The organism is Pseudomonas botevensis, assembly GCF_019145475.1.
Lineage (GTDB): Bacteria > Pseudomonadota > Gammaproteobacteria > Pseudomonadales > Pseudomonadaceae > Aquipseudomonas > Aquipseudomonas botevensis.
Genome location: NZ_JAHTKI010000001.1, coordinates 605,438 through 632,283, shown reverse-complemented (window position 1 = coordinate 632,283; position 26,846 = coordinate 605,438). Strand labels below are relative to the sequence as shown.

The window sequence follows — 26,846 nt, the reverse complement described above, 5'->3', positions numbered from 1 at the left end:
TTTCATGAACAGCATCCACTGGACTCGCAAGGCCGTTAAGCAACTCCTGAAATTGCACTCCACTCATCAGTGCCAGGTTCGTGATGCCATCACGACGCTCGCTGACATGCCCGACGTGGGCAACGTCAAAGCACTCGTGAGCCATGACTACGCTTATCGACTGCGCGTTGGTAACTATCGGGTCATGTTCGACTGGGATGGCGCAATCAAAGTGGTCAGTATTCAAGAGGTAAAAAAACGCGATGAACGCACCTACTGACATCCAAATCATCAACGATGCCGAGGGCAAACCCGCCTTCGTTGTCATTCCCTACGCGCAGTACGCTGCGCAGAAAATGCAACCCGACCTGATCCCGCATGAGGTGGTCAGCCGGATGGTCGACGGCGCGACACCGATCCGCGCCTGGCGCGAACACCTCAACCTGACTCAGGACGAAGTGGCCCGTCGCATGGGTATTTCCCAACCGGCGTTCGCCCAGCAGGAAACCGTCGCCAGGCCACGCAAGGCCACCCGCGAGAAAATTGCAGCGGCATTTGGCATCACCGCCAATCAACTTGAGCTGTAAGCTGCACGCATTCAGCCAATCAAGGGATTCTCATGAACATCTGCGGCATTGAAATCAAAGGCAGCGAAGCGATCATCGCCGTGGCGTCCCTCGACGGTGCGAGCCTGAGCCACGTTGCGCTCAACACCAAGAAGATCGCCCTGGACGATGACGACGAGACGGCCAACGTCAAACTGTTCGCGGCTCAGGTGGCGTCATTCGTGCGCGAGAACTCCATTGATCGGATTGCGATCAAGAAGCGCAGCAAGAAAGGCGAGTTTGCCGGCGGGCCGACCACGTTCAAGATCGAGGGTGTGTTTCAGTTGCTGGACGGGTGCGAGGTGACGCTGGTGTCGCCGCAGACGATCAACGCCCAGATCAAGAAACACAATGTCGAGCTGCCGGGGACGCTGAACAAGTATCAGCATGAGGCTTACAAAGCGGCCTGCTCGGCCTTGCTCAAGAAGTAACGCCATCCAATGTGGGAGCGGGGCTTGCTCCCACATTGACTTTAAGCCTGAGCGGTACGCCGGTCTTCCCGTGGACACCTCGCAAACCGTGCCCGGTAGCTGCGGGTGAAATACGACGGCGATTCAAACCCGCAGGCGATGCTCACCTCCAGAACGCTCATATCGGTCTGGCGCAGCAACTGCCGCGCCTTCTCCAGCCTCAACCGCAGGTAGAAATTGCTCGGTGTGTCATTCAGGTGCAGGCGAAACAAGCGCTCCAGTTGTCGTCGCGTCACCTTGATCGACTCCGCCAGTTCCAGGGTGGTCAGCGGCGGTTCGCTGTGCTGCTCCATTTCACCAATCACATGAACCAGTTTCTTGTTGCTGATGCCGTAACGCGTGGCGACTTCCATGCGCTGGTGGTCCTTGCGCGGGCGGATGCGGCCGAGCACGAATTGTTCGCTGACCTGGATCGCCAGTTGCGGGCCGTGGGCCTGGGCGATCAGGTCGAGCATCAGATCGATGGAGGCGGTGCCGCCGGCCGAGGTGATGCGGCGGCGGTCGATTTCGAACAGCTCCTGAGTGACGCTGAGCTGTGGATAAGATTCCTTGAAGGCGTCGATCGCCTCCCAGTGCAGGGTCAGGCGATGGCCGTCGAGCAGGCCGGCTTCGGCGAGAACGAAGCTGCCGGTGTCGATGGCGCCGAGGGTCACGCCCTCCTTGTCCAGTCGTCGCAGCCAATGTTCCAGCGCCGGGGTGGCGAACTTCAGTGGTTCGAAACCGGCGATCACCAGCAGCGTCGCGCCTTTTTTCAGCGGTTCCAGCGCAGCGTCGGCGTTGACCGACATGCCATTGCTCGCCAGCACCGCGCCGCCATCGGCGCTCAGCACATGCCAGCGGTACAGCTCGCCGCGAAAGCGGTTGGCCACCCGCAGCGGCTCGATCGCCGAGATAAAACCGATCGCCGAGAAACCCGGCAGCAACAGAAAGTAGAAATCCTGGGACATGGCGCGCACTCGGTTGGCGGGTAGCGTGGCTCGTTGATACGCCGTTTGTCGTCACGGTTCAAGAGCACAGGTCGCTGCAGTGCAAGAGCTGGTCGCCGCAGTGCGTTTTCACAGGCTGGCAGCTGCGTAACTTGGCACCACCGGCGCATCAGATGACCGGAACCACAATAACGACCTGCCGAGGAACCCCGACATGAAACGACTGATCAGCAGCTGTGTTCTTGCACTCAGTGGTACCGCCTTGTTGAGCACCAGCGTCATGGCGGCCGAGCCCGCGTCGTGCCAGAACGTGCGCATGGGCGTCGTCAACTGGACGGACGTGATCGCCACCAGTGCCATGGCCCAGGTACTGCTCGACGGCCTCGGCTACAGCACCAAACAGACCAGCGCCTCCCAGCAAATCGTCTTCGCCGGGATCCGCGACCAGCGTCTGGATCTGTTCCTCGGCTACTGGAACCCGCTGATGACCCAGACCATCACCCCGTTCGTCGACGCCAACCAGCTCAAGGTCCTCGAAGCCCCAAGCCTGAAGGACGCCCGCGCCACCCTCGCCGTACCGACCTACCTGGCCGACAAGGGCCTGAAAACCTTCGCCGACATCGCCAAGTTCGAGAAGGAACTGGGCGGCAAGATCTACGGCATCGAGCCGGGGTCCGGCGCCAACACCCAGATCAAGGCAATGATCGCCAAGAACCAGTTCGGCCTCGGCAAGTTCCAGCTGGTCGAGTCCAGCGAAGCCGGCATGCTCGCCGCCGTCGATCGCGCCGTGCGTCGCAAGGAAGCCGTGGTGTTCTTCGGCTGGGCACCGCACCCGATGAACGTCAACGTGCAGATGACTTATCTGACCGGCAGCGACGACGCCCTCGGCCCGAACGAAGGCATGGCCACCGTCTGGACGGTCACCGCGCCGAAATACGCCGATCAGTGCCCGAACGTCAGTCGCCTGCTGAGCAACCTGACGTTCACCGCCGAAGACGAGAGCCGGATGATGCAGCCGCTGCTCGATCACAAGGACGCCTTCGAGTCGGCCAAACAGTGGCTCAAGGATCACCCGCAGGACAAGCAGCGCTGGCTCGAAGGCGTAACGACCTTTGATGGCAAGCCGGCAGCGGAAAACCTCCAGCTCACCAGCAAATAAACCGCAACCAATGAACCACTTCGCAGCCCGCACGGGGCTGCGAACAGACCCATCACGCCTGAAGGAAACCGCCTCATGAACCACGACGTCATCATCACCTGCGCACTCACCGGTGCTGGCGACACGACCGCCAAGAGCCCCCACGTGCCGGTCACGCCAAAGCAGATCGCCGCCGCTGCGGTGGAAGCCGCCAAGGCCGGCGCCACGGTCGTGCATTGCCACGTCCGCGACCCGCAGACCGGCAAGTTCAGTCGGGACGTGGCGCTGTATCGCGAGGTGATGGAGCGCATCCGCGAGGCTGACGTCGACATCATCGTCAACCTCACCGCCGGCATGGGTGGCGACCTGGAAATCGGCCCGGGCGAGCGGCCGATGGAGTTCGGCCCGAACACCGACCTGGTCGGCCCGCTGACCCGGCTGGCCCATGTCGAGGAGCTGCTGCCGGAAATCTGCACCCTCGATTGCGGCACCCTGAACTTCGGCGACGGCGACACCATTTACGTCTCCACCCCGGCGCAGCTGCGGGCCGGCGCCAAGCGCATCACCGAGCTGGGCGTGAAAGCCGAGCTGGAGATTTTCGACACCGGTCACCTGTGGTTCGCCAAGCAGATGATCAAGGAAGGCCTGCTCGACAACCCGCTGTTCCAGTTGTGCCTGGGCATCCCGTGGGGCGCTCCGGCGGACACCACCACCATGAAAGCCATGGTCGACAACCTGCCGGCCGAGGCGGTGTGGGCCGGTTTCGGCATCGGCCGCATGCAAATGCCGATGGCCGCGCAAGCGGTGCTGCTGGGCGGCAACGTGCGGGTCGGGCTGGAAGACAACCTGTGGCTCGACAAGGGCGTGCTGGCGACCAACGGTCAACTGGTCGAACGCGCCAGCGAGATCCTCAGCCGCCTCGGCGCCCGCGTGCTGACCCCGGCCGAGGGCCGCAAGAAAATGGGCCTGACCCAGCGCGGCTGAAATCCTCCTTTCCCCCGGTGGGAGGGCAATTGGCTCCCACCGTTTTTTTGCCTTATTCCAGGAAGTGACCATGAGCTTTATCACCGAAATCAAAACCTTCGCCGCGCTGGGCAGCGGTGTCATCGGCAGCGGCTGGGTCGCGCGCGCCCTCGCCCATGGCCTCGACGTAGTGGCCTGGGACCCCGCGCCGGGTGCCGAGGCGGCGCTGCGCAAACGCGTGGCCAACGCCTGGGGCGCATTAGAGAAAAACGGCCTGGCGCCGGGTGCCTCGCAGGATCGCCTGCGCTTTGTCGCAACGATCGAAGAATGCGTACGCGACGCGGATTTCATCCAGGAAAGCGCACCGGAACGCCTGGAACTGAAACTCGATCTGCACAGCAAAATCAGCGCCGCCGCCAAGCCCGACGCACTGATCGGCTCCAGCACCTCGGGCCTGTTGCCCAGCGAGTTCTACGAGAGTTCGACCCACCCGGAACGCTGCGTGGTCGGCCATCCGTTCAACCCGGTTTACCTGTTGCCGCTGGTGGAAGTGGTCGGCGGCAAGAACACCGCGCCGGAGGCGGTGCAAGCCGCGATGAACGTCTACGAATCCCTCGGCATGCGCCCGCTGCATGTGCGCAAGGAAGTCCCGGGGTTCATCGCCGACCGCCTGCTCGAAGCGCTGTGGCGCGAGGCGCTGCACCTGGTCAACGACGGCGTGGCAACCACCGGTGAAATCGACGATGCGATCCGCTTTGGCGCAGGCCTGCGCTGGTCGTTCATGGGCACGTTCCTGACCTACACCCTGGCCGGTGGCGATGCCGGCATGCGCCACTTCATGTCGCAGTTCGGCCCGGCGTTGCAGTTGCCGTGGACGTATCTGCCGGCGCCGGAACTGACCGACAAGCTGATCGACGACGTGGTGGACGGCACCGGCGAACAGTTGGGTCGCCACAGCATTTCGGCGCTGGAGCGCTATCGTGACGACTGCCTGCTGGCGGTGCTGGAAGCGGTGAAGACCACCAAAGAAAAGCACGGGATGAGTTTCAGCGAGTGATGTGTCTGGCTTGAAAACCGCTGCCCTCACCCTACAGAGGGGACTGATCGTGCTGTTCTTCCGAACGACGCCGACCTCAAGCACCAAGCCGAACACAGGCTTTGAAAAGCCCCCGATCGGCTCCCTTTCCCCCCTGGGGGGAGAGGGCTGGGGTGAGGGGGTAAATCCTGCAGCCACTCAACAACTATCTGGCGGAACCCGACCATGCCCACCCTCACCACCTACCAAACCCGCATCATCCCCGACTGGGTCGACTACAACGGCCACCTGCGCGACGCCTTCTACCTGCTGATCTTCAGTTACGCCACCGACGCGCTGATGGATCGCCTCGGCATGGACAGCAACAACCGCGAAGCCAGCGGCAACTCGCTGTTCACCCTCGAACTGCACCTCAACTACCTGCATGAAGTGAAGCTCGACGCCGAGGTCGAAGTGCGCACGCAGGTCATCGGCCACGACCAGAAACGCCTGCACCTCTACCACAGCCTGCACCTGGCCGGCGGCGACAAGGAACTGGCGGGCAACGAACAGATGCTGCTCCACGTCGACCTCGCCGGGCCGCGTTCGGCGCCGTTCAGCCCCGACACTCTGGAGCGCCTGCAAGCCATCGTCGCCGAGCAGGCCGACCTGCCCGCTCCCGCTTATATCGGCCGGGTCATCGCCCTGCCGCCAGCACGGTAATCTCATCCATCGCAAGGAGCCGCCATGAACACCGCTGCCGCTGTTGCCGATTTCCGTACTTATCCGTTGATCAGCGCGCTGAGCGGCGTGCAGACCCTGGCGGACCGTGTGTTGATCAAATGGGCCGATGGTCGCATCAGCCCGTTCCACCATGTCTGGCTGCGGGACAACTGCCCGTGCCCGCAATGCGTCTACAACGTCACCCGCGAGCAGGTGTTCGAGATCGTCGATGCCGCGCCGGAGCTGCATCCCGATGCGGCGCACATCGACACCGACGGCTGCCTGCGCATCGACTGGCAGGACGGCCATCTCAGCCGCTTCGATGCCGGTTGGCTGCGCGCCCATGCCTACGACGACGAGTCGCGCAATGAACGGTTGGCGGCCAAGCCCAAGGCGTATCTGTGGCGCAGCGATTTGCAGCTGCCGGTGTTCGACTACACGGCACTGATGAACGACAACACCGCCCTGCTGCAATGGCTCCTGGCGGTGCGCGATATCGGCCTGACCCAGGTGCGTGGCGTGCCTGCCGAGCCCGGATCGCTGAAAACCGTCGCCCAGCGCATTTCCTTCATTCGCGAGAGCAATTTCGGTGTGCTGTTCAACGTGCAATCCAAGGCCGACGCCGACAGCAATGCCTACACCGCATTCAACCTGCCGCTGCACACCGACCTGCCGACCCGCGAGCTGCAACCGGGACTGCAATTCCTGCATTGCCTGGTGAATGACGCCGAGGGTGGCGAGAGTATTTTTGTCGACGGTTTTGCGATAGCCGAGGCCTTGCGCCACGAGGACCCGGCGTCGTTCCAGGCGCTGTGCGAAATCCCCGTGGAGTTTCGCAACAAGGATCGCCACAGCGACTATCGCTGCCTGGCGCCGATCATTGCCATGGATGCGCTGGGGCGAGTCACGGAGATCCGCATGGCCAACTTCCTGCGCGGAGCGTTCGAGACATCGGTGGAGCAAATGCCACGGCTGTACCAAGCGTACCGGCGCTTCATCGCGATGACCCGCGAACCACGCTTTCGCCTGATGCAACGGCTCAATCCGGGCGAACTCTGGTGCTTCGACAACCGCCGCACACTGCACGCGCGCAATGCCTTCGACCCCGCCACCGGGGCACGGCACTTCCAGGGCTGCTACATCGACCGGGACGAGTTGTTGTCGCGGATTCTGGTACTGCAACGCTAAGCCCGTGGGAGCGGGCTTGCTCGCAAAGAGGCCCGCCCCCCACCCAGTCCCCTCGATTCACAGGCAAAAAAAGCCCCGATGCAAGCCGTGACAGGATCGGGGCAGAGGGTACTGTTGAGGAGCTGCCAAGCGAGGGTGACCAAACCTTCGTGAAGCGAGCTGGGGTCAGTGTGCCCACTCCCCCACACGGCAAGTTAGCCGAAAACGACATGCTCATAGTCAATGTGGACACTGCGACAAAACACCCTTGCCGCCACTTCCCGTGCCTACCAGAATCGAGCCACGACCTCCGTTGCCAAACAAGGATTCGCCAAATGATGTATGCCGATTTGATCGATCAGGAAGATTTGCTGGGACAGCTCAAGGCATTGGGTTTCGAGGTGCCTTACGGCTCAACCGCCGAGCAGGCCTGCGAATATGCCGTGCGCGGCCTGGATGATGTTCGGGCCAACGACCTGCGCAGAATGGTCAAGGACATGTACACCAGCAGCGCAACCATCCTGCCCGCCGTGCGCGAGGCTTTCGACAAGCAGTTGCTGCCGGCCCTGGCGCAATATCAGCAAAGCCGCAGCGCCTGATAACCCGCCTTCGCGAGCAAGTCCGCTCCCACACTCTTTCAGTTGTGGGAGCGGGCTTGCTCGCGAAGAACGCGCCCCGGTTTCAGAGCCTTACACTGGCAAACGTCGACTCGTTGCGCGCCTGGCTCAACGCCGACATCGGACCCGACAGCGGCGACAGAACGATCGCCTGCGGCAGCGGCATCATCGCCACCTGCTGGGTGGTATTGGAGCCCACGCGCTCGTCACGCGGCGGAATGCCGAAGTACTCGCGGTAGCACTTGGAGAAGTGCGGCGTCGACACGAAACCACAGACCGAAGCCACCTCGATGATCGACATCGGCGTCTGCTTGAGCAGTTGCCGGGCGCGGATCAGGCGCAGCTTGAGGTAGTAGCGCGACGGCGAGCAGTGCAGGTACTTCTGGAACAGCCGCTCCAGCTGTCGACGGGACACGGAGACGTACACCGCCAGTTCGTCGAGGTCGATCGGCTCTTCGAGGTTGGCTTCCATCAGCGCGACGATTTCCTGCAACTTCGGCTGGTTGGTGCCGAGCATGTGCTTGAGCGGCACACGCTGGTGATCCTGCTCGTTGCGGATGCGTTCGTAGACGAACATTTCCGAGATCGCGGCGGACAATTCGCGGCCGTGATCGCGGCTGATCAGGTGCAGCATCATGTCCAGCGGCGCGGTGCCGCCGGAGCTGGTGAAACGGTTACGGTCGAGGGTGAACAGACGCGTGCTCATGGCCACGCGCGGGAAAGCTTCCTGCATGGCCGCCAGACATTCCCAATGGACGCTGCAGTCAAAACCGTCGAGCAGGCCGGCGCAGGCCAGCGCCCAACTGCCGGTGCACACGGCGCCAAGGCGACGGGACTGGCGCGCCTGGCTTTGCAGCCAGGAAACGTGTTCACGGGTAACGGTGCGTTGAATGCCGATCCCGCCGCAGACAATCACGGTATCGAGGGGCGGTGCTTTGTGCATGGAGGCATCGGGCGTGATCTGCAAACCGTCACTGGCCCAGACCTGACCGCCATCGACGGTGAGGGTGCTCCAGCGATACAACTCGCGACCGGACAACTGGTTGGCCATGCGCAGCGGTTCGACTGCGGAAGCCAGGGAAATCAGCGTGAAATTGTCCAGCAGCAGAAAGCCGATGGATTGAGGCGCACGGTTCTGGGGTTGAGCCCCGGAGTTGAACGACGTCATCGCGGTATCTCCTCACACAAAGCAGGTGATGGCCTCAGGCGGAGGCTCTTGTTATTGCCATCGTTCTCTTGCGTGAGACGGGGCTTTGTTATGACAGAGCAATTGCCATGCCTAAAATTGAATACGTGTTCAATAACTCCTGAAAACGACGTCGCGATGCGTCTATACAAGTCGCTGGAAGAAAGCTGTCTCGAAGTGCCATCGATGGCGCTGAAAGCCCTGCCCCGTTGCGTGTGAGCAAATCGGTAGCACTTGTGGGAACTGGCCTGCGCGCAGATGGCGGGGAGTGTCACCGCTGGCACAGGGGACGGACGGTAGCCGCCGTGTAAAAGTCCCTGAAGGTGGGAAGGACTCTTATCTGATTGCGACGCGCTAAAAGGTGGCGCGATTTATCACGGGTGTTCACTTTACGCGCAGTTTTGACCGGGTTGGCGCCTTCGCGAGCAGGCCCGCCCCACATGGACAACACATTCCAATGCGGGAGCGGGCCGGCTAGCGAAGCATTCAACCGGGTCTTGGCGACTCAACACTCAACCGCACTCACCGCCAAGCCGCCGCGCGACGTTTCTTTGTATTTGTCATGCATGTCCGCGCCGGTATCGCGCATGGTGCGGATCACCCGGTCAAGCGAGATGAAGTGCTGGCCATCGCCACGCAAAGCCATCTGCGCCGCGTTGATCGCTTTCACCGCCGCAATCGCGTTGCGCTCGATGCACGGCACCTGGACCAGGCCGCCCACCGGGTCGCAGGTCAGGCCGAGGTTGTGCTCCAGGCCGATTTCCGCCGCGTTGCACAATTGTTCCGGCGTCGCGCCAAGAATCTCCGCCAGCCCCGCCGCCGCCATCGCGCACGCCGAACCGACCTCGCCCTGGCAGCCGACTTCGGCGCCGGAGATCGAGGCGTTTTTCTTGCACAGGATGCCCACCGCCGCCGCCCCGAGGAAATAGTCGACGACGTTGGCGTCAGTCACCGCCTCGCTGAACTTCATAAAGTAGTGCAACACCGCCGGAATGATCCCGGCCGCGCCATTGGTCGGTGCCGTGACCATGCGCCCGCCCGCCGCGTTCTCTTCGTTCACGGCGAGGGCGAACAGGTTGACCCACTCCATGGCGCTGAGGGTCGAGCCGATCACGTTGGGCTTGTTCAACTCCTGCAGGCTGCGGTGCAACTTCGCCGCGCGGCGCCGCACATTCAGGCCGCCGGGCAGAATCCCTTCGTGCTTGAGGCCGTGCTCCACGCAATCCTGCATCGCCCGCCAGAGCTTCATCAGCCCCGCGCGGATTTCTTCCTCGCTGCGCCAGACCTTTTCGTTGGCCATCATCAGTTCGGCGACCCGCAGGTTGTTTTTCCTGCACAGTTCCAGCAGCTCGACCGCGCTGGAAAAGTCGTACGGCAATTCCGTGCGATCCAGATCCACCACGCCGCTGGAGGCTTGCGCCTCGTCCACCACAAAACCGCCGCCGACCGAATAGTAGGTGTCGCGATGCAGTTCACCGTGATCGCTTTCGGCGACCAGGGTCATGGCGTTGGGGTGGAACGGCAGGTTCTCGTCAATCAGGCGCATGTCCCGGGACCAGACAAAAGGCACCGACAGGCGACCATCGAGCATCAATGTGTGGGTTTCGCGCAGGGCCTGGATCCGTGGGCCGATCTGCGACGGGTCGATCGCGTCGGGCCACTCGCCCATCAGCCCCATGATCACCGCGTTGTCGCTGCCGTGACCGACACCGGTGGCCGACAGCGAACCGTACAGTTGCACCTCGACCCGACGCACATGTTCGAGCAAGTGCCGCTCGCGCAGCGACTCGACGAACAGCGCGGCGGCGCGCATCGGGCCGACGGTGTGGGAACTGGACGGGCCGATGCCGATCTTGAACAGGTCGAAAACGCTGATAGCCATTGCTGCAGAGCTCCTGAGGATGCCGGTTCAGGGCGTCGGGCGCCCGCTGGCGGAGCTGCTACGCTCAAGCTGCAACCCGCCGGAATGCCCGCATCATCAGGCTTTTGCCGAGGCGTCCGGCGTCTGACACCGACGCACTCATGCCCACTAACGCCGTAGCGGTTTTCGCCCGTGTTTGCGCCGTTTTTTATGCGGCTCAGATGGCCGAAAAGGGCGGAAAAAATCTGTAAACGACGTCACTGACACTGGATGCGACCATCCCTGTACTGGATACGACGCACCCTGTAGGCGACAGATTTTCACTGGTACATGATCGTTATGACTCGATTGCAGGCGCCGTGGTTGAGCTGTCTCCAGAACGCCATCCAACCGCAACCTATAAGTGCGGTGGTCCAATCGGAACACTGCCAAAAAAAACACCAAGGAGTCCATCCATGAAAGGTTCCCCGTCGTTGTTGTTGGCCGCCATGCTGAGTCTGCCGTTACTGGCTCAAGCCGCAGAACCGGCGCAGTGCAGTACCGTGAACTTCTCCGATGTCGGCTGGACCGACATCACCGCCACCACCGCCACCACCTCCGTCGTACTCCAGGCCCTCGGCTACAAGACCAAGACCACCATGATTTCCGTGCCCGTGACCTACAAGTCCCTGGCCGACGGCAAGAACATGGACGTGTTCCTCGGCAACTGGATGCCGACCATGGAAAACGACATCAAGGCCTACCGCGACGCCGGCACCGTGGAAACCGTGCGCACCAATCTCAAGGGTGCCAAGTACACCCTCGCCGTGCCGCAGGCACTGTATGACAAAGGTCTGCACGACTTCGCCGACATCGCCAAATTCAAGAAAGAACTCGACGGCAAGATCTACGGCATCGAGCCTGGCAACGACGGCAACCGCCTGATCCAGAGCATGATCGACAAGAACGCCTTCGGCCTGAAAGACGCCGGCTTCAAGGTCGTCGAGTCCAGCGAAGCGGGCATGCTCTCGCAGGTCGATCGTGCGCAGAAGCGCGACACCGCCGTGGTCTTCCTCGGCTGGGCGCCGCACCCGATGAACAAGCGCTTCAAGATTCAATACCTGACCGGCGGCGACGACTTCTTCGGCCCGGATTTCGGCGCGGCTACCGTCCTCACCAACACCCGCAAGGGTTACGCCGAGGAATGCAGCAACGTCGGTCAGTTGCTGAAGAACCTGGAGTTCACCGTCGACATGGAAAGTACCCTGATGGGCAACATCCTGGACGACAAGATGAAGCCTGAAGCGGCCGCCAAGGCCTGGCTGCAAAAGAATCCACAAGTGCTCGATACCTGGCTCGCTGGCGTGACCACCATTGACGGTAAACCTGGCCTGGAGGCCGTGAAAGCGAAGCTCCAGTAATCGCTTATGCCGGGCGGCTCCGGCCGCCCGGGCTGTTTATTACCTTGCATGCGGACGTTCACTACCATGCTGATTGATCAGAAAATCCCTTTAGGCCAGTACATCGCGGGCTTCGTTGAATGGTTGACGCAACATGGCGCCAGCACCTTCGACGCAATCGCCGTGACCCTGGAAACGATGATCCACGGCGTGACGTTTGCGCTGACCTGGTTCAACCCGCTGGTGCTGATCGGCCTCATCGCCCTGCTGGCCCACTTCATCCAGCGCAAATGGGGCCTGACCGCGTTCGTGGTCGCCTCCTTCCTGCTGATCCTCAACCTGGGGTACTGGCAGGAAACCATGGAAACCCTCGCCCAGGTCATGTTCGCGACCCTGGTCTGCGTGGTCATCGGCGTGCCGCTGGGCATCGTCGCGGCGCACAAGCCGGTGTTCTACACTTTAATGCGTCCGGTACTCGATCTGATGCAGACCGTACCGACCTTCGTTTACCTCATTCCTACCCTGACCCTCTTCGGGCTGGGTGTGGTGCCGGGCCTGATCTCCACGGTGGTGTTCGCCATCGCCGCGCCGATCCGCCTGACCTACCTGGGCATCCGCGATGTCCCGGAAGAACTGATGGACGCCGGCAAGGCCTTCGGCTGCTCGCGTCGCCAACTGCTTTCACGGATCGAACTGCCCCACGCCATGCCGAGCATCGCGGCCGGCATCACCCAGTGCATCATGCTGTCGCTGTCGATGGTGGTGATCGCGGCACTGGTAGGCGCCGACGGACTCGGCAAACCGGTGGTCAACGCACTGAACACTGCTGATATCGCCCTGGGCTTCGAAGCAGGCCTGGCGATCGTACTGCTGGCGATCATGCTCGACCGTATCTGCAAACAACCCGACGCCAAAGTAGGGGGTGACGCATGAGCATTATTCGCTTCGATAACGTTGACGTTATCTTCGCCAAGGATCCGCGCGAGGCGCTCAAGCTGCTGGATCAGGGCATGACCCGTAACGAGATCCTGAAAAAGACCGGGCAGATTGTCGGCGTTGAAAAAGCCAGCCTGGATATCGAAAAAGGTGAAATCTGCGTACTGATGGGTTTGTCCGGCTCCGGCAAATCCAGCCTGCTGCGCTGCATCAACGGCCTCAACACCGTGAGCCGTGGCAAGCTGTTCGTCGAGCACGAAGGCAAGCAGATCGACATCGCTTCCTGCAGCCCGGCCGAACTGAAAATGATGCGCACCAAGCGCATTGCGATGGTGTTCCAGAAATTCGCCCTGATGCCCTGGCTGACCGTTCGCGAGAACATCAGCTTCGGTCTGGAAATGCAGGGCCGTCCCGAGAAAGAACGCCGCAAACTGGTGGACGACAAGCTTGAACTGGTGGGCCTGACCCAGTGGCGTAACAAGAAACCCAACGAGCTGTCCGGCGGCATGCAGCAGCGCGTCGGCCTGGCTCGCGCACTGGCGATGGACGCCGACATTCTGCTGATGGACGAACCGTTCTCGGCACTCGACCCGCTGATCCGTCAGGGTCTTCAGGACGAGCTGCTGGAGCTGCAACGCAAGCTGAGCAAGACCATCGTGTTCGTCAGCCACGACCTCGATGAAGCCCTGAAACTGGGCAGCCGCATCGCGATCATGAAGGATGGCCGGATCATCCAGTACAGCGTGCCGGAAGAGATCGTGCTGAACCCGGCGGACGACTACGTGCGTACCTTCGTTGCGCACACCAACCCGCTGAACGTGCTGTGCGGCCGCAGCCTGATGCGCACCCTGGACAACTGCAAGCGCATCAACGGTTCGGTGTGCCTGGATCCGGGCGGCGATTCGTGGCTGGACCTGGCCGAAGGCAACACCATCAAGGGCGCGCGGCAGAACGGTTCGGTGCTGAACCTGCAGAACTGGGCACCGGGCCAGGCCGTCGAAGGACTGGAACGCAAACCGACGCTGGTGGATTCGAATATCGGCATGCGCGATGCGTTGCAGATCCGTTATCAGACCGGCAACAAACTGGTGCTGCACGACAACAATCATGTGGTGGGGATTCTTGGCGACAGCGAGTTGTATCACGCGCTGCTGGGCAAGAACCTGGGGTAAGGCGGGATGAAAAAAAGGGATCGCGATGAGCGATCCCTTTTTTATTGGGTCAGGGAAAGTCCCCTCATCGGAACGCCGCCCGCCTAGCCCTCTCCCGGAGGGAGAGGGAACTGATTGGGGCGATGCTGCAGATATACGTCGACCTGATCTTGCTTCACCGAATCCATAATCGACTCGATCTTTCAGGTCGATGCGCAACACCAGACACCTCGATCGGCTCCCTCTCCCCCCCGGAGAGGGATGGGGTGAGGGGGCTTTTGACTTTAGCTATAGACCCGGCCAAGGAGCTGCCGATGGCTTTCGAACTGATCGAGCACATCCCGCGTGATCTGATCCTGCGTGAAGCCCATCAGGTCGTAATCCTGGCTGCCGTTGTGCAGATACACCTCGGCGCGGTAGTAACGCTGGCGCGCTTCATCGGACTGTGCCGATTCGGTCGGAGTCGCCAGATAGCCGTCCAGGCTCACTTCGTAGACGAACGGGTTGCCCTCCTCCATCTCCACCCGCACCCCCATGCAGCGCTTGGACTTGCCCAGCAATGTCTGCACTTGCAGCCCCTGCGCACGCATCTGCGCCGCCGCGTCATCCAGTGCCGGCGTCACATGCTTGTCCATGAAACGCTGAACCACCGACTGGCTCGGTTGCAGATCCAGTTGCGTCAGACGCTCGCTGAAACCACGACGACCGCGTTCCGCCAGTTGCGCCTGCTCCTGTTCGATCTGCACGTCCTGGCGCATCGCCTTGTGCAGGCCGAACATGAAGCACACCAGCACCACCGAGAACGGCAGACCGGCCAGCACGACCATGGTCTGCATGGCTTCGAAGTTACCGGCGAACAACAGACCGATGGTCACCAGGGTGATTACCACCGACCAGAAGATCCGCAGCCAGTGCGGGGCGTCTTCGTCGACGTTGCCGCCCTTGCACGAAAGGTTGGCCATCATCACCGCGCCGGAGTCGGCCGGGGTCAGGAACAGCACGAAACCGACGAAGATCGAAACACCGATCACCACCTTCGACGCCGGGTAATGCTCAAGCAACTGGTAGATCGCCATCGACGGCTGTTCCAGCGCGGTCTTGCCCAGCTCCACCGCGCCCTGGTTCATCACCAGGTCCAGCGCCGAGTTACCGAAGATCGACAGCCACGCCAGGGTGAAGCCCAGCGGAATCAGCAGCACGCCGGCCACCAGTTCACGCACGGTACGACCACGGGAAATCCGCGCGATGAACATGCCTACGAAAGGTGCCCAGGAAATCCACCAGGCCCAGTAGAACAGGGTCCACAGGCCCAGCCAGCGGTCGGACTTGGCGTTGTCGCCTTCATACACGTACAGGTCGAACGTCTTCAGCACCACGCCGTTGAGGTAGTCGCCGATGTTCTGCACGAAGCCGTTGAGCAGGTGCAGGGTCGGGCCGAACAGCAGGACGAAAATCAGCAGGCCGCTGAACAGAATGATGTTCAGGTTGGACAGACGGCGGATGCCGTTTTCCACGCCGGACACGGCAGCGATGGTCGCCACGGTGCTCATCACGATGATCACGATCAGCAGGTTGGTGTTGCTGTGCTCCATGCCGAACAGGTTTTCCAGACCCGACGACACTTGCAGCGAGCCGATCCCCAGGTTGGTCACCAGACCCAGCAGGGTCACGAACATGCCGAAGCCGTCCACCGCGTGACCGGCACCGCCCTTGACCCAACGCTCGCCGACCAGCGGATACAGCGCCGAACGCAGCGCCAGCGGCTGGTTGTGACGGTAAGCGAAGTAAGCCACGGCCAGACCGACCAGAGCATAGATCGCCCAGCCGTGCAGACCCCAGTGCAGGAAAGTCAGTTGCACCGCCTGACGTGCCGCCAGGTTAGTGGCCGACGCGCCTTCCGGCGGGTTGAAGTAGTGGTCCAGCGGCTCGGAAGCGCCGAAGTACAGCAGCGAAATGCCGATACCCGACGAGAACAGCATCCCCGCCCAGGCGCCGTAGCTGAAATCCGGGGTGTCATCCTTGCTGCCCAGTTTGAGCTTGCCGTAGGAAGAAAACGCCAGGCCCACGACGAACACCAGGTAAGCGGCGATCACCACCATGTAGTACCAGCCGAAGCTGCGGGACAACCAGGCCTGGGCCACTCCCAGCATTCTGCCGGCCTCTTGCGGGGCGATGATCAGAATGGCGGTCAACAACAGAATCAGCGCGGTCGAGGTGTAAAACACCCAACCGTTGACCGTCACCTTCTCGGGCGGGGTCTTTATTAGCGAGGCAGAACTCATGGCACAAATGCTCCAGGCAGTGCGAGAGAAGAACACAAGGCAACACGGAACCCGACCAATCGGTTAGTTGGCAGCCGACCGGCGGGTGATATAAAGACACCCCGAAAAAAGCCCGAACCTGCAGAGATGGCGTCGCGAATCGTCGTCGTGGCCGAGGTCGGGACGTTCATCCGAAACCTGGCCGCGAGCGTCTTGCCCTTTCAACACGTCCATCGAACGTCGAACCGCGCCTTGCCCCGCGCAGGTTTCGAGCATTTTCGGATGTCGGTTTATCGCCATCTACAAGTGGGAAAAATCTGTAGGCAGCGACGATTTGTCGCAGATCTTATTCTTTGTTGATTGAACGTTCAATCAAAACAAAATAGACTGGCCCTCAATCCGGTAGCCGTTTTTCGTCTGCCGGAAGGCCTAAGGAGATGTGCAAGATGCCCAAGGTCGGTATGCAACCCATCCGCCGCCAACAACTGATCGAAGCCACTTTGCTGGCCGTCGATCAGGTCGGAATGGGGGACGCCAGCATTGCGCTGATCGCCCGTCTGGCCGGTGTCTCGAATGGCATCATCAGTCACTATTTTCAGGACAAAAATGGCCTGATCGCCGCCACGATGCGGTATCTGATGAGCGTCCTCAGCGAGAACGTCACCGCGCGCCGTCAGGCGCTGGCAGACAACAGCCCCCGGGCTCATCTGCAGGTGATCATCGAAGGCAACTTCGACGCCAGCCAGGTCAATGGCCCGGCAATGAAAACCTGGCTGGCCTTCTGGGCCACCAGCATGCACCAGCCGTCTTTGCACAGGTTGCAGCGGATCAACGATCACCGTCTGTATTCCAACCTGTGCTGCGAGTTCCGCCGTGTGTTGCCGCTCGAAGAGGCGCGCAGCGCCGCCCGCGGACTGGCAGCTTTGATCGATGGCTTGTGGTTGCGCGGCGCGTTGTCGGGAGACGCTTTCGACACGGTGCAGGCGCAACAGATCGCTTACGAATACATGGATTTCCAATTGGCCAAGAAGGTGAGCTAGAGCACACAGAAAACGCTCGGCCCCTGAACCGCCACCGACCGGTGAAGCCATCGCTGCAACGGCCTCACCCTCAGTGGTAAACGCCAACCACTTATGCACTTGCGAGGACTTTATGGCCCGTTTCGAACTGCAAAAACTCTACATCGATGGCGCGTACTCCGACGCTGGCAGCGATGCCACCTTCGAAGCCATCAACCCGGCTAACGGTGAAGTCCTCGCACAAGTGCAGCGTGCGACCAAGGAAGACGTCGAGCGCGCGGTGGTCAGCGCCGAAAAGGGCCAGAAAATCTGGGCATCGATGACCGCCATGGAGCGTTCGCGCATCCTGCGTCGCGCCGTCGACATCCTGCGCGAGCGCAACGATGAGCTGGCCGCCCTGGAAACCCTGGACACCGGCAAGGCCTACTCCGAAACCAAATACGTCGACATCGTCACCGGCGCCGACGTGCTGGAATACTACGCAGGCCTGGTGCCCGCCATCGAAGGCGAGCAGATCCCGCTGCGTGACACCGCATTCGTCTACACCCGTCGCGAGCCGCTGGGCGTGGTGGCCGGTATCGGCGCGTGGAACTACCCGATCCAGATCGCCCTGTGGAAATCCGCACCGGCCCTGGCCGCCGGTAACGCGATGATCTTCAAGCCAAGCGAAGTCACCTCGCTGACCACCCTGAAACTGGCCGAGATTTACACCGAAGCCGGCCTGCCGAACGGCGTGTTCAACGTCCTGACCGGCAGCGGCCGTGAAGTCGGCACCTGGCTGACCGAGCACCCGCGCATCGAGAAAGTCTCGTTCACCGGCGGCACCGACACCGGCAAGAAAGTCATGGCCAGCGCTTCGGCGTCCTCGCTCAAAGACGTGACCATGGAACTGGGCGGCAAGTCGCCGCTGATCATCTGCGATGACGCCGACCTGGATCGCGCCGCCGACACCGCGATGATGGCCAACTTCTACAGCTCCGGTCAGGTCTGCACCAACGGCACCCGCGTGTTCGTGCCGAGCCACCTGAAAGCCGCTTTCGAAGCCAAGATCGTCGAGCGCGTTGCACGCATCCGCATCGGCAACCCGGAAGACGAAAACACCAACTTCGGCCCGCTGGTCAGCTTCGCGCACATGGAAAGCGTGCTGGGCTACATCGCCAAGGGTAAAGAAGAAGGCGCCCGCGTCCTGTGCGGCGGCGAACGTCTGACCGACGGCGAATTCGCCAAGGGCGCGTTCGTGGCGCCGACCGTGTTCACCGACTGCACCGACGACATGACCATCGTGCGTGAAGAAATCTTCGGCCCGGTCATGGCGATCCTGACCTACGAAACCGAAGAAGAAGTGATCCGTCGCGCCAACGACACCGACTTCGGCCTCGCCGCCGGTATCGTCACCCGCGACCTGAACCGCGCCCACCGCGTGATTCATCAACTGGAAGCCGGTATCTGCTGGATCAACGCCTGGGGCGAATCCGACGCGAAAATGCCGGTCGGCGGTTACAAGCAGTCGGGCGTCGGTCGTGAGAACGGCATCAGCTCGCTGACCAACTACACACGCATCAAATCGGTACAGGTCGAACTGGGCGATTACGTCTCGGTGTTCTAAGACCCGCCATCGTGCGCTGCCCGCGAAGCCGCCTTCGCGGGCATGTCTGATCGCCGCTCCCGCTCGGGAAGCGCTGGCTGTCTGACCTGACCAACTTTCAAAGAGGGTGCATTCAATGTCCCAAGAATTCGATTACATCATCGTCGGTGCCGGCTCGGCCGGTAACACCCTGGCGACCCGTCTGACCGAAGACGCAGGCGTCACCGTCCTGCTGCTCGAAGCCGGTGGCCCGGACTACCGCATGGACTTCCGCACGCAAATGCCGGCCGCCCTGGCATTCCCGCTGCAGGGCCGTCGCTACAACTGGGCCTACGAAACCGATGCCGAGCCGCACATGGACGGTCGCCGGATGGAATGCGGTCGCGGCAAGGGCCTGGGTGGTTCCTCGCTGATCAACGGCATGTGCTACATCCGTGGCAACGCGATGGACTACGACGGCTGGGCGAAACTGCCAGGCCTGGAAGACTGGACCTACCTCGACTGCCTGCCGTACTTCCGCAAGGCGGAAACCCGCGACATCGGCCCGAACGACTACCACGGCGGCGAAGGCCCGGTCAGCGTGACCACGCCGAAAGCCGGCAACAACCCGCTGTTCCACGCCATGGTCGAAGCCGGCGTGCAGGCCGGTTACCCGCGTACCGAAGACTTGAACGGCTACCAGCAGGAAGGCTTCGGCCCGATGGACCGCACCGTGACGCCGAAGGGCCGTCGTGCTTCCACCGCCCGGGGTTACCTGGACACCGCCAAAAAGCGTTCGACCCTGACCATCGTCACCCACGCCCTGACCGACAAGGTTCTGTTCGAAGGCAAGCGTGCGGTCGGCGTGCGTTATCTGGTGGGCGCGGCCGAAGAGCGTGTCGAAGTCAAGGCACGCAAGGAAGTCATCGTCTGCTCCGGCGCCATCGCTTCGCCGCAACTGCTGCAACGCTCCGGCGTCGGCCCAGCGAAACTGCTGGAAAGCCTCGATATTCCGGTGGTTCACGACCTGCCGGGCGTCGGCGAAAACCTGCAGGATCACCTTGAGCTGTACCTGCAATACGCCTGCACCCAACCGGTCTCGCTGTACCCGTCGCTGCTCTGGTACAACCAGCCGGCCATCGGTGCCGAATGGCTGTTCAACGGCACCGGCATCGGCGCCAGCAACCAGTTCGAAGCCGGCGGTTTCATCCGCACTCGTGAAGAGTTCGAATGGCCGAACATCCAGTACCACTTCCTGCCGGTGGCGATTAACTACAACGGCAGCAACGGCGTGCAGGAACACGGTTTCCAGGCGCACATGGGTTCCATGCGTTCGCCGAGCCGTGGGCGCATCCAGGTCAAGTCGAAGGATCCGCGCCAGCACCCGAGCATCCTGTTCAACTACATGGCCACCGAGCAGGACTGGCAGGAATTCCGCGACGGCATCCGCCTGACCCGGGAAATCATGCAGCAGCCGGCACTGGACGCTTTCCGTGGCCGCGAAATCAGCCCGGGCATCGAAGTGCAAACCGATGAGCAACTGGACAAGTTCATCCGCGAGCACGCCGAAACCGCGTTCCACCCGTCCTGCTCGTGCAAGATGGGCACCGACAACATGGCCGTGGTCGATGGTCAGGGCCGCGTGCATGGCATGCAGGGTCTGCGGGTGGTCGATGCTTCGATCATGCCGATCATCACCACCGGTAACCTGAACGCGCCGACGATCATGATGGCCGAGAAAATCGCCGACAAGATCCGTGGTCGCCAGCCACTGCCGCGCAGCAAGGCCGCCTACTACGTGGCCGGCGATGCACCGGTCAAAGGCAAGGCGTTGCGTGATGTGAGCGCTGTTGCTCAGTAAGTCGTAACACCGAGGCGCAGCCTTCGCGAGCAAGCCCGCTCCCACATTTGATTCGTGAACGACACGAACCTCTTGGGGGAGCGGGCTTGCTCGTGAACGGGCCAGCGAAATCAGCCACCTCTTCCCGCCCTCAGCAGTAAACCTTCCTACACCGCCTCTTCACTTGATCCTACCCCTACGCAGGCCTACTCTAGTCCTCGCGCAATCGCTCCACCTCTCCCCGCTGTCGCTCTGCCGCCACTCCATTACAAGGAGGTTCTCCCGAATGTTCGATTTTCACCCCCAGCTCAAGCAGCGCTTCGCTGCCTTGCGCACGGGCGCCGAGTTTTTTTCCCTGCGGTATGTGCGCGAGTCCGGGCAGTATCTGTCGGTGCGCAAGAACGTCGCCGAACCTCCAAGCCTGAGCCGCGACGAAGGTGCAATGCTTACGGTGCGGGTCAACGGCGTCGAAGCCTACGCCGCCACCAATGACCTGTCGCAGCAAGGCCTGCAGGCCGCCCTCGAGCGTGCCGAACAGCAGGCCCGGCGGATCAAGCCCCACGCCTTGCTCGACCTGCGCGATCAGCCCGTCTCCAGCGACCGCGCCGATTATTTTTCACCGAACGTCGAACAACCTTTCCCGTCCCTGAGCGAATGCTTCGAGCTGCTCGGCGCGGAGTCCGCCTCGGTGCCCAAGGATGAGCGCTTGGTGAACTGGGAAGTGAGCATCGGCATCACCCACGTCGAGCAGATCTACCTGAGCAGCGCCGGGGCCGAATTGCGCCAGGCCCAGCGCTTTGTCTATCCGGGCCTGGACGTCACCGCCTACGACGGCAATGACAGCCAGACCCGCAGCCTCGGCCGCGAGAACTTCGGCCAGCAGGGCGGCGCCGACGTGATCAGCCGCTGCGGCCTGATTGGCGCCGGCCCGCAAGTCGCCGATCAGGCGCTGCAACTGCTGCTCGCCCCCAACACCCCGCAAGGCCCGCGTGACCTGCTGCTGATGCCCGATCAGATGATGCTGCAGATCCACGAGTCCATCGGCCACCCGCTGGAACTCGACCGGATTCTCGGCGATGAGCGTAACTACGCCGGCACCAGTTTCGTCAAAACCAGCGACTTCGGCAGCCTGCAATACGGCTCGAAACTGCTCAACGTGACCTTCGATCCGGGCATTCCCGAAGAGCTCGCCAGTTATGGCCATGACGACGACGGCAGCGCCGCCAGCAAACAATTCCTGATCCGCGAAGGCCTGCTGCTGCGCCCGCTCGGCGGCGCGCTGTCGCAGTTCCGCGCCGGCCTCGACGGCGTCGCCAACAGTCGCGCCTCGAGCTGGAACCGCGCGCCGATCGACCGCATGGCCAACCTCAACATCGAGCCGGGCGACCAGCCGCTGGAGCAACTGATCCAGGGCATCGAAAACGGCATTCTGATGAGCACCAACCGCTCATGGTCGATCGACGACGCGCGCAACAAATTCCAGTTCGGCTGCGAATGGGGCCAGTTGATCGAAAACGGTGAACTCAAGGGCGTGGTGAAAAATCCCAACTACCGGGGCATCTCCGCGCACTTCTGGAAGAGCCTGCGCGCGGTCGGCAACGCCGGCACCACCCGGGTGCTGGGCACGCCGAACTGCGGTAAGGGCGAACCGAATCAGGTGATCCGCGTCGGCCACGCTTCGCCGGCCTGCGTGTTCAGTCATGTTGATGTATTTGGGGGAGACGCCTGATGGCTAGCGTGAAGAGTCAGAGCGACGCATTCAAGGTTCTGGTCAACTGGCTGCGCGACAGCATCCGCGAGCCGGAACAGTTCACCGTCAGCTATGCCGGCGAGTCTTCGGCATTCGTGCGTTTCAATCACGCCAAGGTGCGTCAGGCCGGGCAAGTGCAGCAGGCCGGCATCAGCCTGAAGCTGATCGACGACGGTCGCCATGCCGACCTGCAAATCACCCTGTCCGGCGAGCCGGAAACCGATCTGCAGCGCCTCGCCGAAGGCCTGCAGCAACTGCGGGAAACCCTGCCGCTGCTGCCGCAGGACCCATATCTGCTGCTCAACCACAGCGGCTGGCAGAGCAAGGATGTGCAGACCCATCCGCTGCCGGACACCGAAGCCGTGGTCGCCGAGATCGCCCAGGCAGCGGAAGGTCTCGATCTGGTCGGCATCTACGCGGCCGGCCCGATCGCCCGGGGTTTCGCCAGTTCTTCGGGGGCGTTCGGCTGGCATCAGGCCAACAGCTTCAATTTCGATTTCAGCCTGTTCCACGAAAACGGCGAAGCGGTTAAGGCCAGCTACGCCGGGCACGACTGGAGCAGCGAGGGTTTCGCCGAGCGCTTCCGTCAGGCGCGCGAACAACTGGCGTTCCTCGGCCGACCGTTGCGCACCTTGCCGCCGGGACAATACCGCGCCTATCTGGCACCGGCTGCGCTGGAAGAAATCATGGGCATGTTGTGCTGGGGCGGATTCTCCGCGCAGTCGATTGCCAGCAAGAGCAGTCCGCTGCAAAAACTCTATGCCGGCGATCAGGCGTTCAGCCCGCTGGTGTCCCTCGATGAGAAAGTCAGCGACTCCCTGAGCCCGACATTTTCCGGCGAAGGTTATCCGCGCAGCGACCTGCAACTGATCATTGAAGGCAAGGCCGGCGAGCAACTGGTCGGCTCGCGCAGCGCCGCCGAGTACGGCCTGACGGCCAACGGCGCCAGCGGCGGTGAAGCGCCGAGCGCGCTGAACATGGCCGCCGGGGAGTTACCGCAGGCGGACATTCTCAAGCAACTGGGCACCGGGCTGTACATCAGCAACCTGTGGTATCTGAACTTCTCGGATCAACCGGCGGCGCGCCTGACCGGCATGACCCGCTTCGCCACGTTCTGGGTCGAGAACGGTGAGATCCAGGCACCGGTCAGCACCATGCGCTTCGACGACAGCGCCTACAGCCTGCTCGGCTCGCAACTGGAAGCCCTGACCGCCGAGCGTGAGTTGCTGCTGTCGGCCAGCACCTACGGCCAGCGCAACACTTCATCGGCGCTGTTACCGGGGGCATTGGTCAGCCGCTTGACCCTGACCCTGTAAACACAAGACCCGGAGGGAGCAGGCTTGCTCACTCCGGGTTCGGTTTTCTGATTACCGCCAGAGGTTCCATGCCCAACCGCCCGCCGCTCGATGCCATCACCGCCCGCTGGTTGCCGTGGGTCGTGGCCATCGCGTTCTTCATGCAATCCCTCGACGGGACCATCCTCAATACCGCCCTGCCGGCCATGGCCCGGGATCTGGCCGAAGACCCGTTGCGCATGCAGGGCGTGATCATCGCCTACATGCTCACCGTGGCCCTGCTGATTCCCGCCTCGGGCTGGATCGCCGACCGCTTCGGCACCAAGAAAATCTTCTTCGGCGCGATCCTGCTGTTCAGCCTCGGCTCACTGCTCTGCGCCTTGTCGAGCACTCTGACCATGCTCATCGGGGCGCGAATCATCCAGGGCCTGGGCGGCGCGCTGATGCTGCCGGTCGGGCGACTGGTGGTGCTGCGCGCCTACCCGCGCTCGGAACTGGTACGGATCATGGGCTTCATCACCATCCCCGGCCTGCTCGGCCCGCTGATCGGCCCGACCATGGGCGGCTGGATGGTGCAATTTCTGACCTGGCACTGGATCTTCCTGATCAACCTGCCGGTGGGTGTCATCGGTTGCTATGCGGTGTGGAAGTTCATTCCCGACCTGCGCGGCACCGAGCGCACGCGCTTCGATAGCCTGGGTTTCCTGCTGTTCGGCGCGGCGATGATCCTGATCACCATCGCCATGGAAGGCCTCGGCGAACTGCACCTGCCGCACCTGCGGGTAATGTTGTTGCTGTTCGGCGGCATGGCGTGCCTGGCGGCGTACTGGCTGCGCGCCGGGCACATCGAAAACCCGTTGTTTTCACCTTCGCTGTTCAAGACCCGCACGTTCGCCGTCGGCATCCTCGGCAATCTGTTCGCCCGCCTGGGCAGCGGCGCCCTGCCGTTCCTCGTGCCGTTGCTGCTGCAAGTGGCGCTGGGCTATTCACCGGCGCAGGCCGGGATGAGCATGTTGCCCCTGGCGGCAGCGGCGATGATCGCCAAGTGGGTGGCGCGACCGCTGATCGAACGCTTGGGCTATCGCATCGTCCTCACCGGCAACACCCTGGCGCTGGGGATCATGCTGGCGAGCATGGGCCTGGTCAGCGAGCAGACACCGTACTGGCTGCTGCTGTGCCTGCTGGCGATTCTCGGGGCGATCAACTCGCTGCAATTCACCGCGATGAACACCGTGACCCTGATCGACCTCGACGACGCCAGCGCCAGCAGCGGCAACAGCCTGCTGTCGGTGGTGGCGCAGTTGTCGCTGAGCCTCGGGGTGGCGTGCGCCGGTGCGTTGCTCGGCGGGTTCACGGCGGAGATCGGCAACGACGGGGTCGAAACCGTCCTCGGCGCCTTCCAGCTGACCTTTGTCACGGTGGGGATCATGGCGATGCTGGCGGCGACGATCTTCTCGCAACTGTCGAAGAATGACGGACGCCGCGTCAGGAGCCCGGAGCAACATATCGAGCACTGACCCACGGGGTCGAACCACACTTCGTCCAGAACTTTCGAGGAAAGTGGCACGGGGCTGCTACACTGCGCGACATTTTGTTTTGCAGGCCAGTCCCGTGACCACCATCGCCACCGCTTTTAATACTTTGCCGCTGTCTGCCGCCATGCTGGCTAACCTCGACTCCCTCGGTTATGCCCAGATGACGCCGATCCAGGCGCAAAGCTTGCCGGTGATCCTCAAGGGGATGGACCTGATCGCCCAGGCCAAGACCGGCAGCGGCAAGACCGCCGCGTTCGGCATCGGTTTGCTGAACCCGATCAACCCGCGCTACTTCGGTTGCCAGGCCCTGGTGATCTGCCCGACCCGTGAGCTGGCCGATCAGGTCGCCAAGGAAATCCGTCGTCTGGCCCGCGCCGAAGACAACATCAAAGTCCTGACCCTGTGCGGCGGCGTGTCGTTCGGTCCGCAGATCGGGTCGCTGGAACACGGCGCGCACATCATCGTCGGCACGCCGGGGCGCATCCAGCAGCACCTGCGCAAGGGTTCGCTGGTTCTCGACGGCCTCAACACGCTGATCCTCGACGAAGCCGACCGCATGCTCGACATGGGTTTCTACGACGCCATCGAAGACATCATCCAGCAGACCCCGGAACGTCGTCAGACCTTGCTGTTCTCTGCCACTTACCCGGTGGGCATCAAGCAACTGGCCTCCAAGTTCATGCGCGATCCGCAGCAAGTGAAGGTCGAGACCTTCCACGACGACACGCAGATCGAGCAGCGTTTCTACGAGATTTCTCCGGAAGAACGCATGGGTGCCGTGACCAAAGTCCTGCACCATTTCCGTCCGGCCTCCTGCGTGGCGTTCTGCTTCACCAAGCAGCAAGTCCAGGAAACCGTCGATCACCTGACCGCCAAGGGCATTTCCGCCGTCGGCCTGCACGGCGATCTGGAACAGCGTGATCGCGATCAGGTGCTGGCGATGTTCGCCAACCGCAGCACCTCGGTACTGGTCGCCACCGACGTCGCCGCCCGTGGTCTGGACATCGATGCACTGGACATGGTGATCAACGTCGAACTGGCCCGGGACTCGGAAATCCACATTCACCGCGTCGGCCGTACCGGTCGTGCGGGCGAGAAAGGCATCGCGATCAGCCTGGTCGCGCCGTCCGAAGCGCACCGCGCGCAAGCGATCGAACAACTGCAAAAAGCGCCGCTGAACTGGGATCAGGTGGAAAACCTCAAGTCCCAGGGCGGCGCCCCCCTGCAGCCACCGATGAGTACGCTGTGCATCGCTGGCGGGCGTAAAGACAAGGTGCGTCCGGGCGACATTCTCGGCGCACTGACCGGCGACGCCGGCATCCCCGGCGCCCAGGTCGGCAAGATTGCGATCTTCGACTTCCAGTCGTACGTGGCGGTTGAACGCACCGTGGTCATGCAGGCCCTGCAGCGTTTGAACAACGGCAAGATCAAGGGGCGCTCGCTGCGCGTCCGTGTTTTGTAACTGA

General features: G+C 62.3%; 23 protein-coding genes. 19 read left to right on the top strand and 4 right to left on the bottom strand.

The window, feature by feature from the left end:
- Positions 1-4 precede the first annotated feature (4 nt).
- From KVQ74_RS03010 to KVQ74_RS03000, 3 genes are read left to right on the top strand one after another with little or no spacing between them, the layout of a single operon-like run.
- Complete coding sequence (locus KVQ74_RS03010) at positions 5-259, top strand: type II toxin-antitoxin system RelE family toxin (RefSeq protein WP_217829509.1); 255 nt, start codon at positions 5-7, stop codon at positions 257-259.
- The gene (locus KVQ74_RS03005; protein ID WP_217829508.1) at positions 243-566 is read left to right on the top strand and encodes a helix-turn-helix domain-containing protein; all 324 of its coding nucleotides are present in this window, start codon (positions 243-245) and stop codon (positions 564-566) included. The genes KVQ74_RS03010 and KVQ74_RS03005 overlap by 17 nt, the downstream gene beginning before the upstream one ends.
- Positions 567-598: 32 nt before the next feature.
- On the top strand, positions 599-1,015 hold the full coding sequence (locus KVQ74_RS03000; RefSeq protein WP_217829507.1) for a DUF3010 family protein: 417 nt from the start codon (positions 599-601) through the stop codon (positions 1,013-1,015).
- 41 nt (positions 1,016-1,056) lie between these two features.
- On the opposite strand, the gene KVQ74_RS02995 is transcribed toward KVQ74_RS03000, so the two are convergent.
- A complete protein-coding gene (locus KVQ74_RS02995) occupies positions 1,057-2,001 on the bottom strand; it encodes a GlxA family transcriptional regulator (RefSeq protein WP_217829506.1) in 945 nt (314 codons plus the stop codon).
- A gap of 193 nt (positions 2,002-2,194) precedes the next feature.
- On the opposite strand from KVQ74_RS02995, the gene choX reads away from it, so the two are divergent.
- The 6 genes from choX (at position 2,195) to KVQ74_RS02965 (ending at position 7,585) form a co-directional block, all read left to right on the top strand.
- On the top strand, positions 2,195-3,139 hold the full coding sequence (gene choX, locus KVQ74_RS02990) for a choline ABC transporter substrate-binding protein (protein WP_217829505.1): 945 nt from the start codon (positions 2,195-2,197) through the stop codon (positions 3,137-3,139).
- Between the two features lie 75 nt (positions 3,140-3,214).
- Positions 3,215-4,102 carry a BKACE family enzyme gene (locus KVQ74_RS02985; protein ID WP_217829504.1) on the top strand — a complete coding sequence of 296 codons (888 nt, stop codon included), beginning with the start codon at positions 3,215-3,217 and terminating at the stop codon, positions 4,100-4,102.
- 70 nt (positions 4,103-4,172) lie between these two features.
- Positions 4,173-5,138 carry an L-carnitine dehydrogenase gene (locus KVQ74_RS02980; protein WP_217829503.1) on the top strand — a complete coding sequence of 322 codons (966 nt, stop codon included), beginning with the start codon at positions 4,173-4,175 and terminating at the stop codon, positions 5,136-5,138.
- 204 nt (positions 5,139-5,342) lie between these two features.
- Complete coding sequence (locus tag KVQ74_RS02975; protein ID WP_217829502.1) at positions 5,343-5,819, top strand: thioesterase family protein; 477 nt, start codon at positions 5,343-5,345, stop codon at positions 5,817-5,819.
- A gap of 24 nt (positions 5,820-5,843) precedes the next feature.
- Complete coding sequence (locus KVQ74_RS02970) at positions 5,844-7,007, top strand: gamma-butyrobetaine dioxygenase (RefSeq protein ID WP_217829501.1); 1,164 nt, start codon at positions 5,844-5,846, stop codon at positions 7,005-7,007.
- Positions 7,008-7,321: 314 nt separating this feature from the next.
- The gene (locus KVQ74_RS02965; RefSeq protein WP_217829500.1) at positions 7,322-7,585 is read left to right on the top strand and encodes a hypothetical protein; all 264 of its coding nucleotides are present in this window, start codon (positions 7,322-7,324) and stop codon (positions 7,583-7,585) included.
- An 82-nt stretch (positions 7,586-7,667) separates the two neighbouring features.
- Here KVQ74_RS02965 and gbdR read toward each other — a convergent pair whose 3' ends face one another.
- Together gbdR and KVQ74_RS02955 are read right to left on the bottom strand one after the other, a co-directional pair.
- Positions 7,668-8,771 carry a choline metabolism transcriptional regulator GbdR gene (gene gbdR / locus KVQ74_RS02960; protein WP_217829499.1) on the bottom strand — a complete coding sequence of 368 codons (1,104 nt, stop codon included), beginning with the start codon at positions 8,769-8,771 and terminating at the stop codon, positions 7,668-7,670.
- Positions 8,772-9,294: 523 nt separating this feature from the next.
- A complete protein-coding gene (locus KVQ74_RS02955) occupies positions 9,295-10,671 on the bottom strand; it encodes an L-serine ammonia-lyase (protein WP_217829498.1) in 1,377 nt (458 codons plus the stop codon).
- 434 nt (positions 10,672-11,105) lie between these two features.
- Between KVQ74_RS02955 and KVQ74_RS02950 the strand changes: the two genes are divergently transcribed.
- The 3 genes from KVQ74_RS02950 to choV all read left to right on the top strand — a co-directional run bounded on the left by KVQ74_RS02950 (position 11,106) and on the right by choV (position 14,137).
- Entirely contained in the window at positions 11,106-12,050 is a 945-nt protein-coding gene (locus KVQ74_RS02950) for a choline ABC transporter substrate-binding protein (RefSeq protein ID WP_217829497.1), read from the top strand.
- A gap of 66 nt (positions 12,051-12,116) precedes the next feature.
- Complete coding sequence (choW, locus tag KVQ74_RS02945; protein ID WP_217829496.1) at positions 12,117-12,962, top strand: choline ABC transporter permease subunit; 846 nt, start codon at positions 12,117-12,119, stop codon at positions 12,960-12,962.
- Positions 12,959-14,137 carry a choline ABC transporter ATP-binding protein gene (choV, locus tag KVQ74_RS02940; RefSeq protein WP_207863756.1) on the top strand — a complete coding sequence of 393 codons (1,179 nt, stop codon included), beginning with the start codon at positions 12,959-12,961 and terminating at the stop codon, positions 14,135-14,137. Before choW ends, choV begins: the two co-directional genes overlap by 4 nt.
- Positions 14,138-14,400: 263 nt before the next feature.
- Here the strand turns inward: choV and KVQ74_RS02935 are convergent, their stop codons facing one another.
- The gene (locus KVQ74_RS02935) at positions 14,401-16,341 is read right to left on the bottom strand and encodes a BCCT family transporter (RefSeq protein WP_262146234.1); all 1,941 of its coding nucleotides are present in this window, start codon (positions 16,339-16,341) and stop codon (positions 14,401-14,403) included.
- A 482-nt stretch (positions 16,342-16,823) separates the two neighbouring features.
- Between KVQ74_RS02935 and betI the strand changes: the two genes are divergently transcribed.
- The 7 genes from betI to dbpA all read left to right on the top strand — a co-directional run bounded on the left by betI (position 16,824) and on the right by dbpA (position 26,842).
- Entirely contained in the window at positions 16,824-17,417 is a 594-nt protein-coding gene (gene betI, locus KVQ74_RS02930; protein ID WP_217829494.1) for a transcriptional regulator BetI, read from the top strand.
- 112 nt (positions 17,418-17,529) lie between these two features.
- A complete protein-coding gene (gene betB, locus KVQ74_RS02925; RefSeq protein WP_217829493.1) occupies positions 17,530-19,002 on the top strand; it encodes a betaine-aldehyde dehydrogenase in 1,473 nt (490 codons plus the stop codon).
- A 115-nt stretch (positions 19,003-19,117) separates the two neighbouring features.
- Positions 19,118-20,821, top strand: coding sequence for a choline dehydrogenase (betA, locus tag KVQ74_RS02920; RefSeq protein ID WP_217829492.1), 1,704 nt, complete (start codon positions 19,118-19,120; stop codon positions 20,819-20,821).
- A gap of 265 nt (positions 20,822-21,086) precedes the next feature.
- Positions 21,087-22,529 (top strand): TldD/PmbA family protein, encoded by a 1,443-nt coding sequence (locus KVQ74_RS02915; protein WP_217829491.1) that lies wholly within the window; start codon positions 21,087-21,089, stop codon positions 22,527-22,529.
- On the top strand, positions 22,529-23,866 hold the full coding sequence (locus KVQ74_RS02910) for a TldD/PmbA family protein (protein ID WP_217829490.1): 1,338 nt from the start codon (positions 22,529-22,531) through the stop codon (positions 23,864-23,866). Before KVQ74_RS02915 ends, KVQ74_RS02910 begins: the two co-directional genes overlap by 1 nt.
- 68 nt (positions 23,867-23,934) lie before the next feature.
- The gene (gene mdtD / locus KVQ74_RS02905; protein ID WP_217829489.1) at positions 23,935-25,362 is read left to right on the top strand and encodes a multidrug transporter subunit MdtD; all 1,428 of its coding nucleotides are present in this window, start codon (positions 23,935-23,937) and stop codon (positions 25,360-25,362) included.
- 142 nt (positions 25,363-25,504) lie between these two features.
- Positions 25,505-26,842: an ATP-dependent RNA helicase DbpA gene (gene dbpA, locus KVQ74_RS02900; RefSeq protein ID WP_262146235.1), complete on the top strand. Its 1,338-nt coding sequence runs from the start codon at positions 25,505-25,507 to the stop codon at positions 26,840-26,842.
- Positions 26,843-26,846: the final 4 nt, after the last annotated feature.

Excerpts from the sequence above, each read along its gene's own strand:
- KVQ74_RS03010 (WP_217829509.1), top strand. The coding sequence starts at position 5 with ATGAACAGCATCCACTGGACTCGCAAGGCCGTTAAGCAACTCCTGAAA.
- KVQ74_RS03005 (WP_217829508.1), top strand. The coding sequence starts at position 243 with ATGAACGCACCTACTGACATCCAAATCATCAACGATGCCGAGGGCAAA.
- KVQ74_RS03000 (WP_217829507.1), top strand. The coding sequence starts at position 599 with ATGAACATCTGCGGCATTGAAATCAAAGGCAGCGAAGCGATCATCGCC.
- KVQ74_RS02995 (WP_217829506.1), bottom strand. The coding sequence starts at position 2,001 with ATGTCCCAGGATTTCTACTTTCTGTTGCTGCCGGGTTTCTCGGCGATC.
- choX (WP_217829505.1), top strand. The coding sequence starts at position 2,195 with ATGAAACGACTGATCAGCAGCTGTGTTCTTGCACTCAGTGGTACCGCC.
- KVQ74_RS02985 (WP_217829504.1), top strand. The coding sequence starts at position 3,215 with ATGAACCACGACGTCATCATCACCTGCGCACTCACCGGTGCTGGCGAC.
- KVQ74_RS02980 (WP_217829503.1), top strand. The coding sequence starts at position 4,173 with ATGAGCTTTATCACCGAAATCAAAACCTTCGCCGCGCTGGGCAGCGGT.
- KVQ74_RS02975 (WP_217829502.1), top strand. The coding sequence starts at position 5,343 with ATGCCCACCCTCACCACCTACCAAACCCGCATCATCCCCGACTGGGTC.
- KVQ74_RS02970 (WP_217829501.1), top strand. The coding sequence starts at position 5,844 with ATGAACACCGCTGCCGCTGTTGCCGATTTCCGTACTTATCCGTTGATC.
- KVQ74_RS02965 (WP_217829500.1), top strand. The coding sequence starts at position 7,322 with ATGATGTATGCCGATTTGATCGATCAGGAAGATTTGCTGGGACAGCTC.
- gbdR (WP_217829499.1), bottom strand. The coding sequence starts at position 8,771 with ATGACGTCGTTCAACTCCGGGGCTCAACCCCAGAACCGTGCGCCTCAA.
- KVQ74_RS02955 (WP_217829498.1), bottom strand. The coding sequence starts at position 10,671 with ATGGCTATCAGCGTTTTCGACCTGTTCAAGATCGGCATCGGCCCGTCC.
- KVQ74_RS02950 (WP_217829497.1), top strand. The coding sequence starts at position 11,106 with ATGAAAGGTTCCCCGTCGTTGTTGTTGGCCGCCATGCTGAGTCTGCCG.
- choW (WP_217829496.1), top strand. The coding sequence starts at position 12,117 with ATGCTGATTGATCAGAAAATCCCTTTAGGCCAGTACATCGCGGGCTTC.
- choV (WP_207863756.1), top strand. The coding sequence starts at position 12,959 with ATGAGCATTATTCGCTTCGATAACGTTGACGTTATCTTCGCCAAGGAT.
- betI (WP_217829494.1), top strand. The coding sequence starts at position 16,824 with ATGCCCAAGGTCGGTATGCAACCCATCCGCCGCCAACAACTGATCGAA.
- betB (WP_217829493.1), top strand. The coding sequence starts at position 17,530 with ATGGCCCGTTTCGAACTGCAAAAACTCTACATCGATGGCGCGTACTCC.
- betA (WP_217829492.1), top strand. The coding sequence starts at position 19,118 with ATGTCCCAAGAATTCGATTACATCATCGTCGGTGCCGGCTCGGCCGGT.
- KVQ74_RS02915 (WP_217829491.1), top strand. The coding sequence starts at position 21,087 with ATGTTCGATTTTCACCCCCAGCTCAAGCAGCGCTTCGCTGCCTTGCGC.
- KVQ74_RS02910 (WP_217829490.1), top strand. The coding sequence starts at position 22,529 with ATGGCTAGCGTGAAGAGTCAGAGCGACGCATTCAAGGTTCTGGTCAAC.
- mdtD (WP_217829489.1), top strand. The coding sequence starts at position 23,935 with ATGCCCAACCGCCCGCCGCTCGATGCCATCACCGCCCGCTGGTTGCCG.
- dbpA (WP_262146235.1), top strand. The coding sequence starts at position 25,505 with ATGCTGGCTAACCTCGACTCCCTCGGTTATGCCCAGATGACGCCGATC.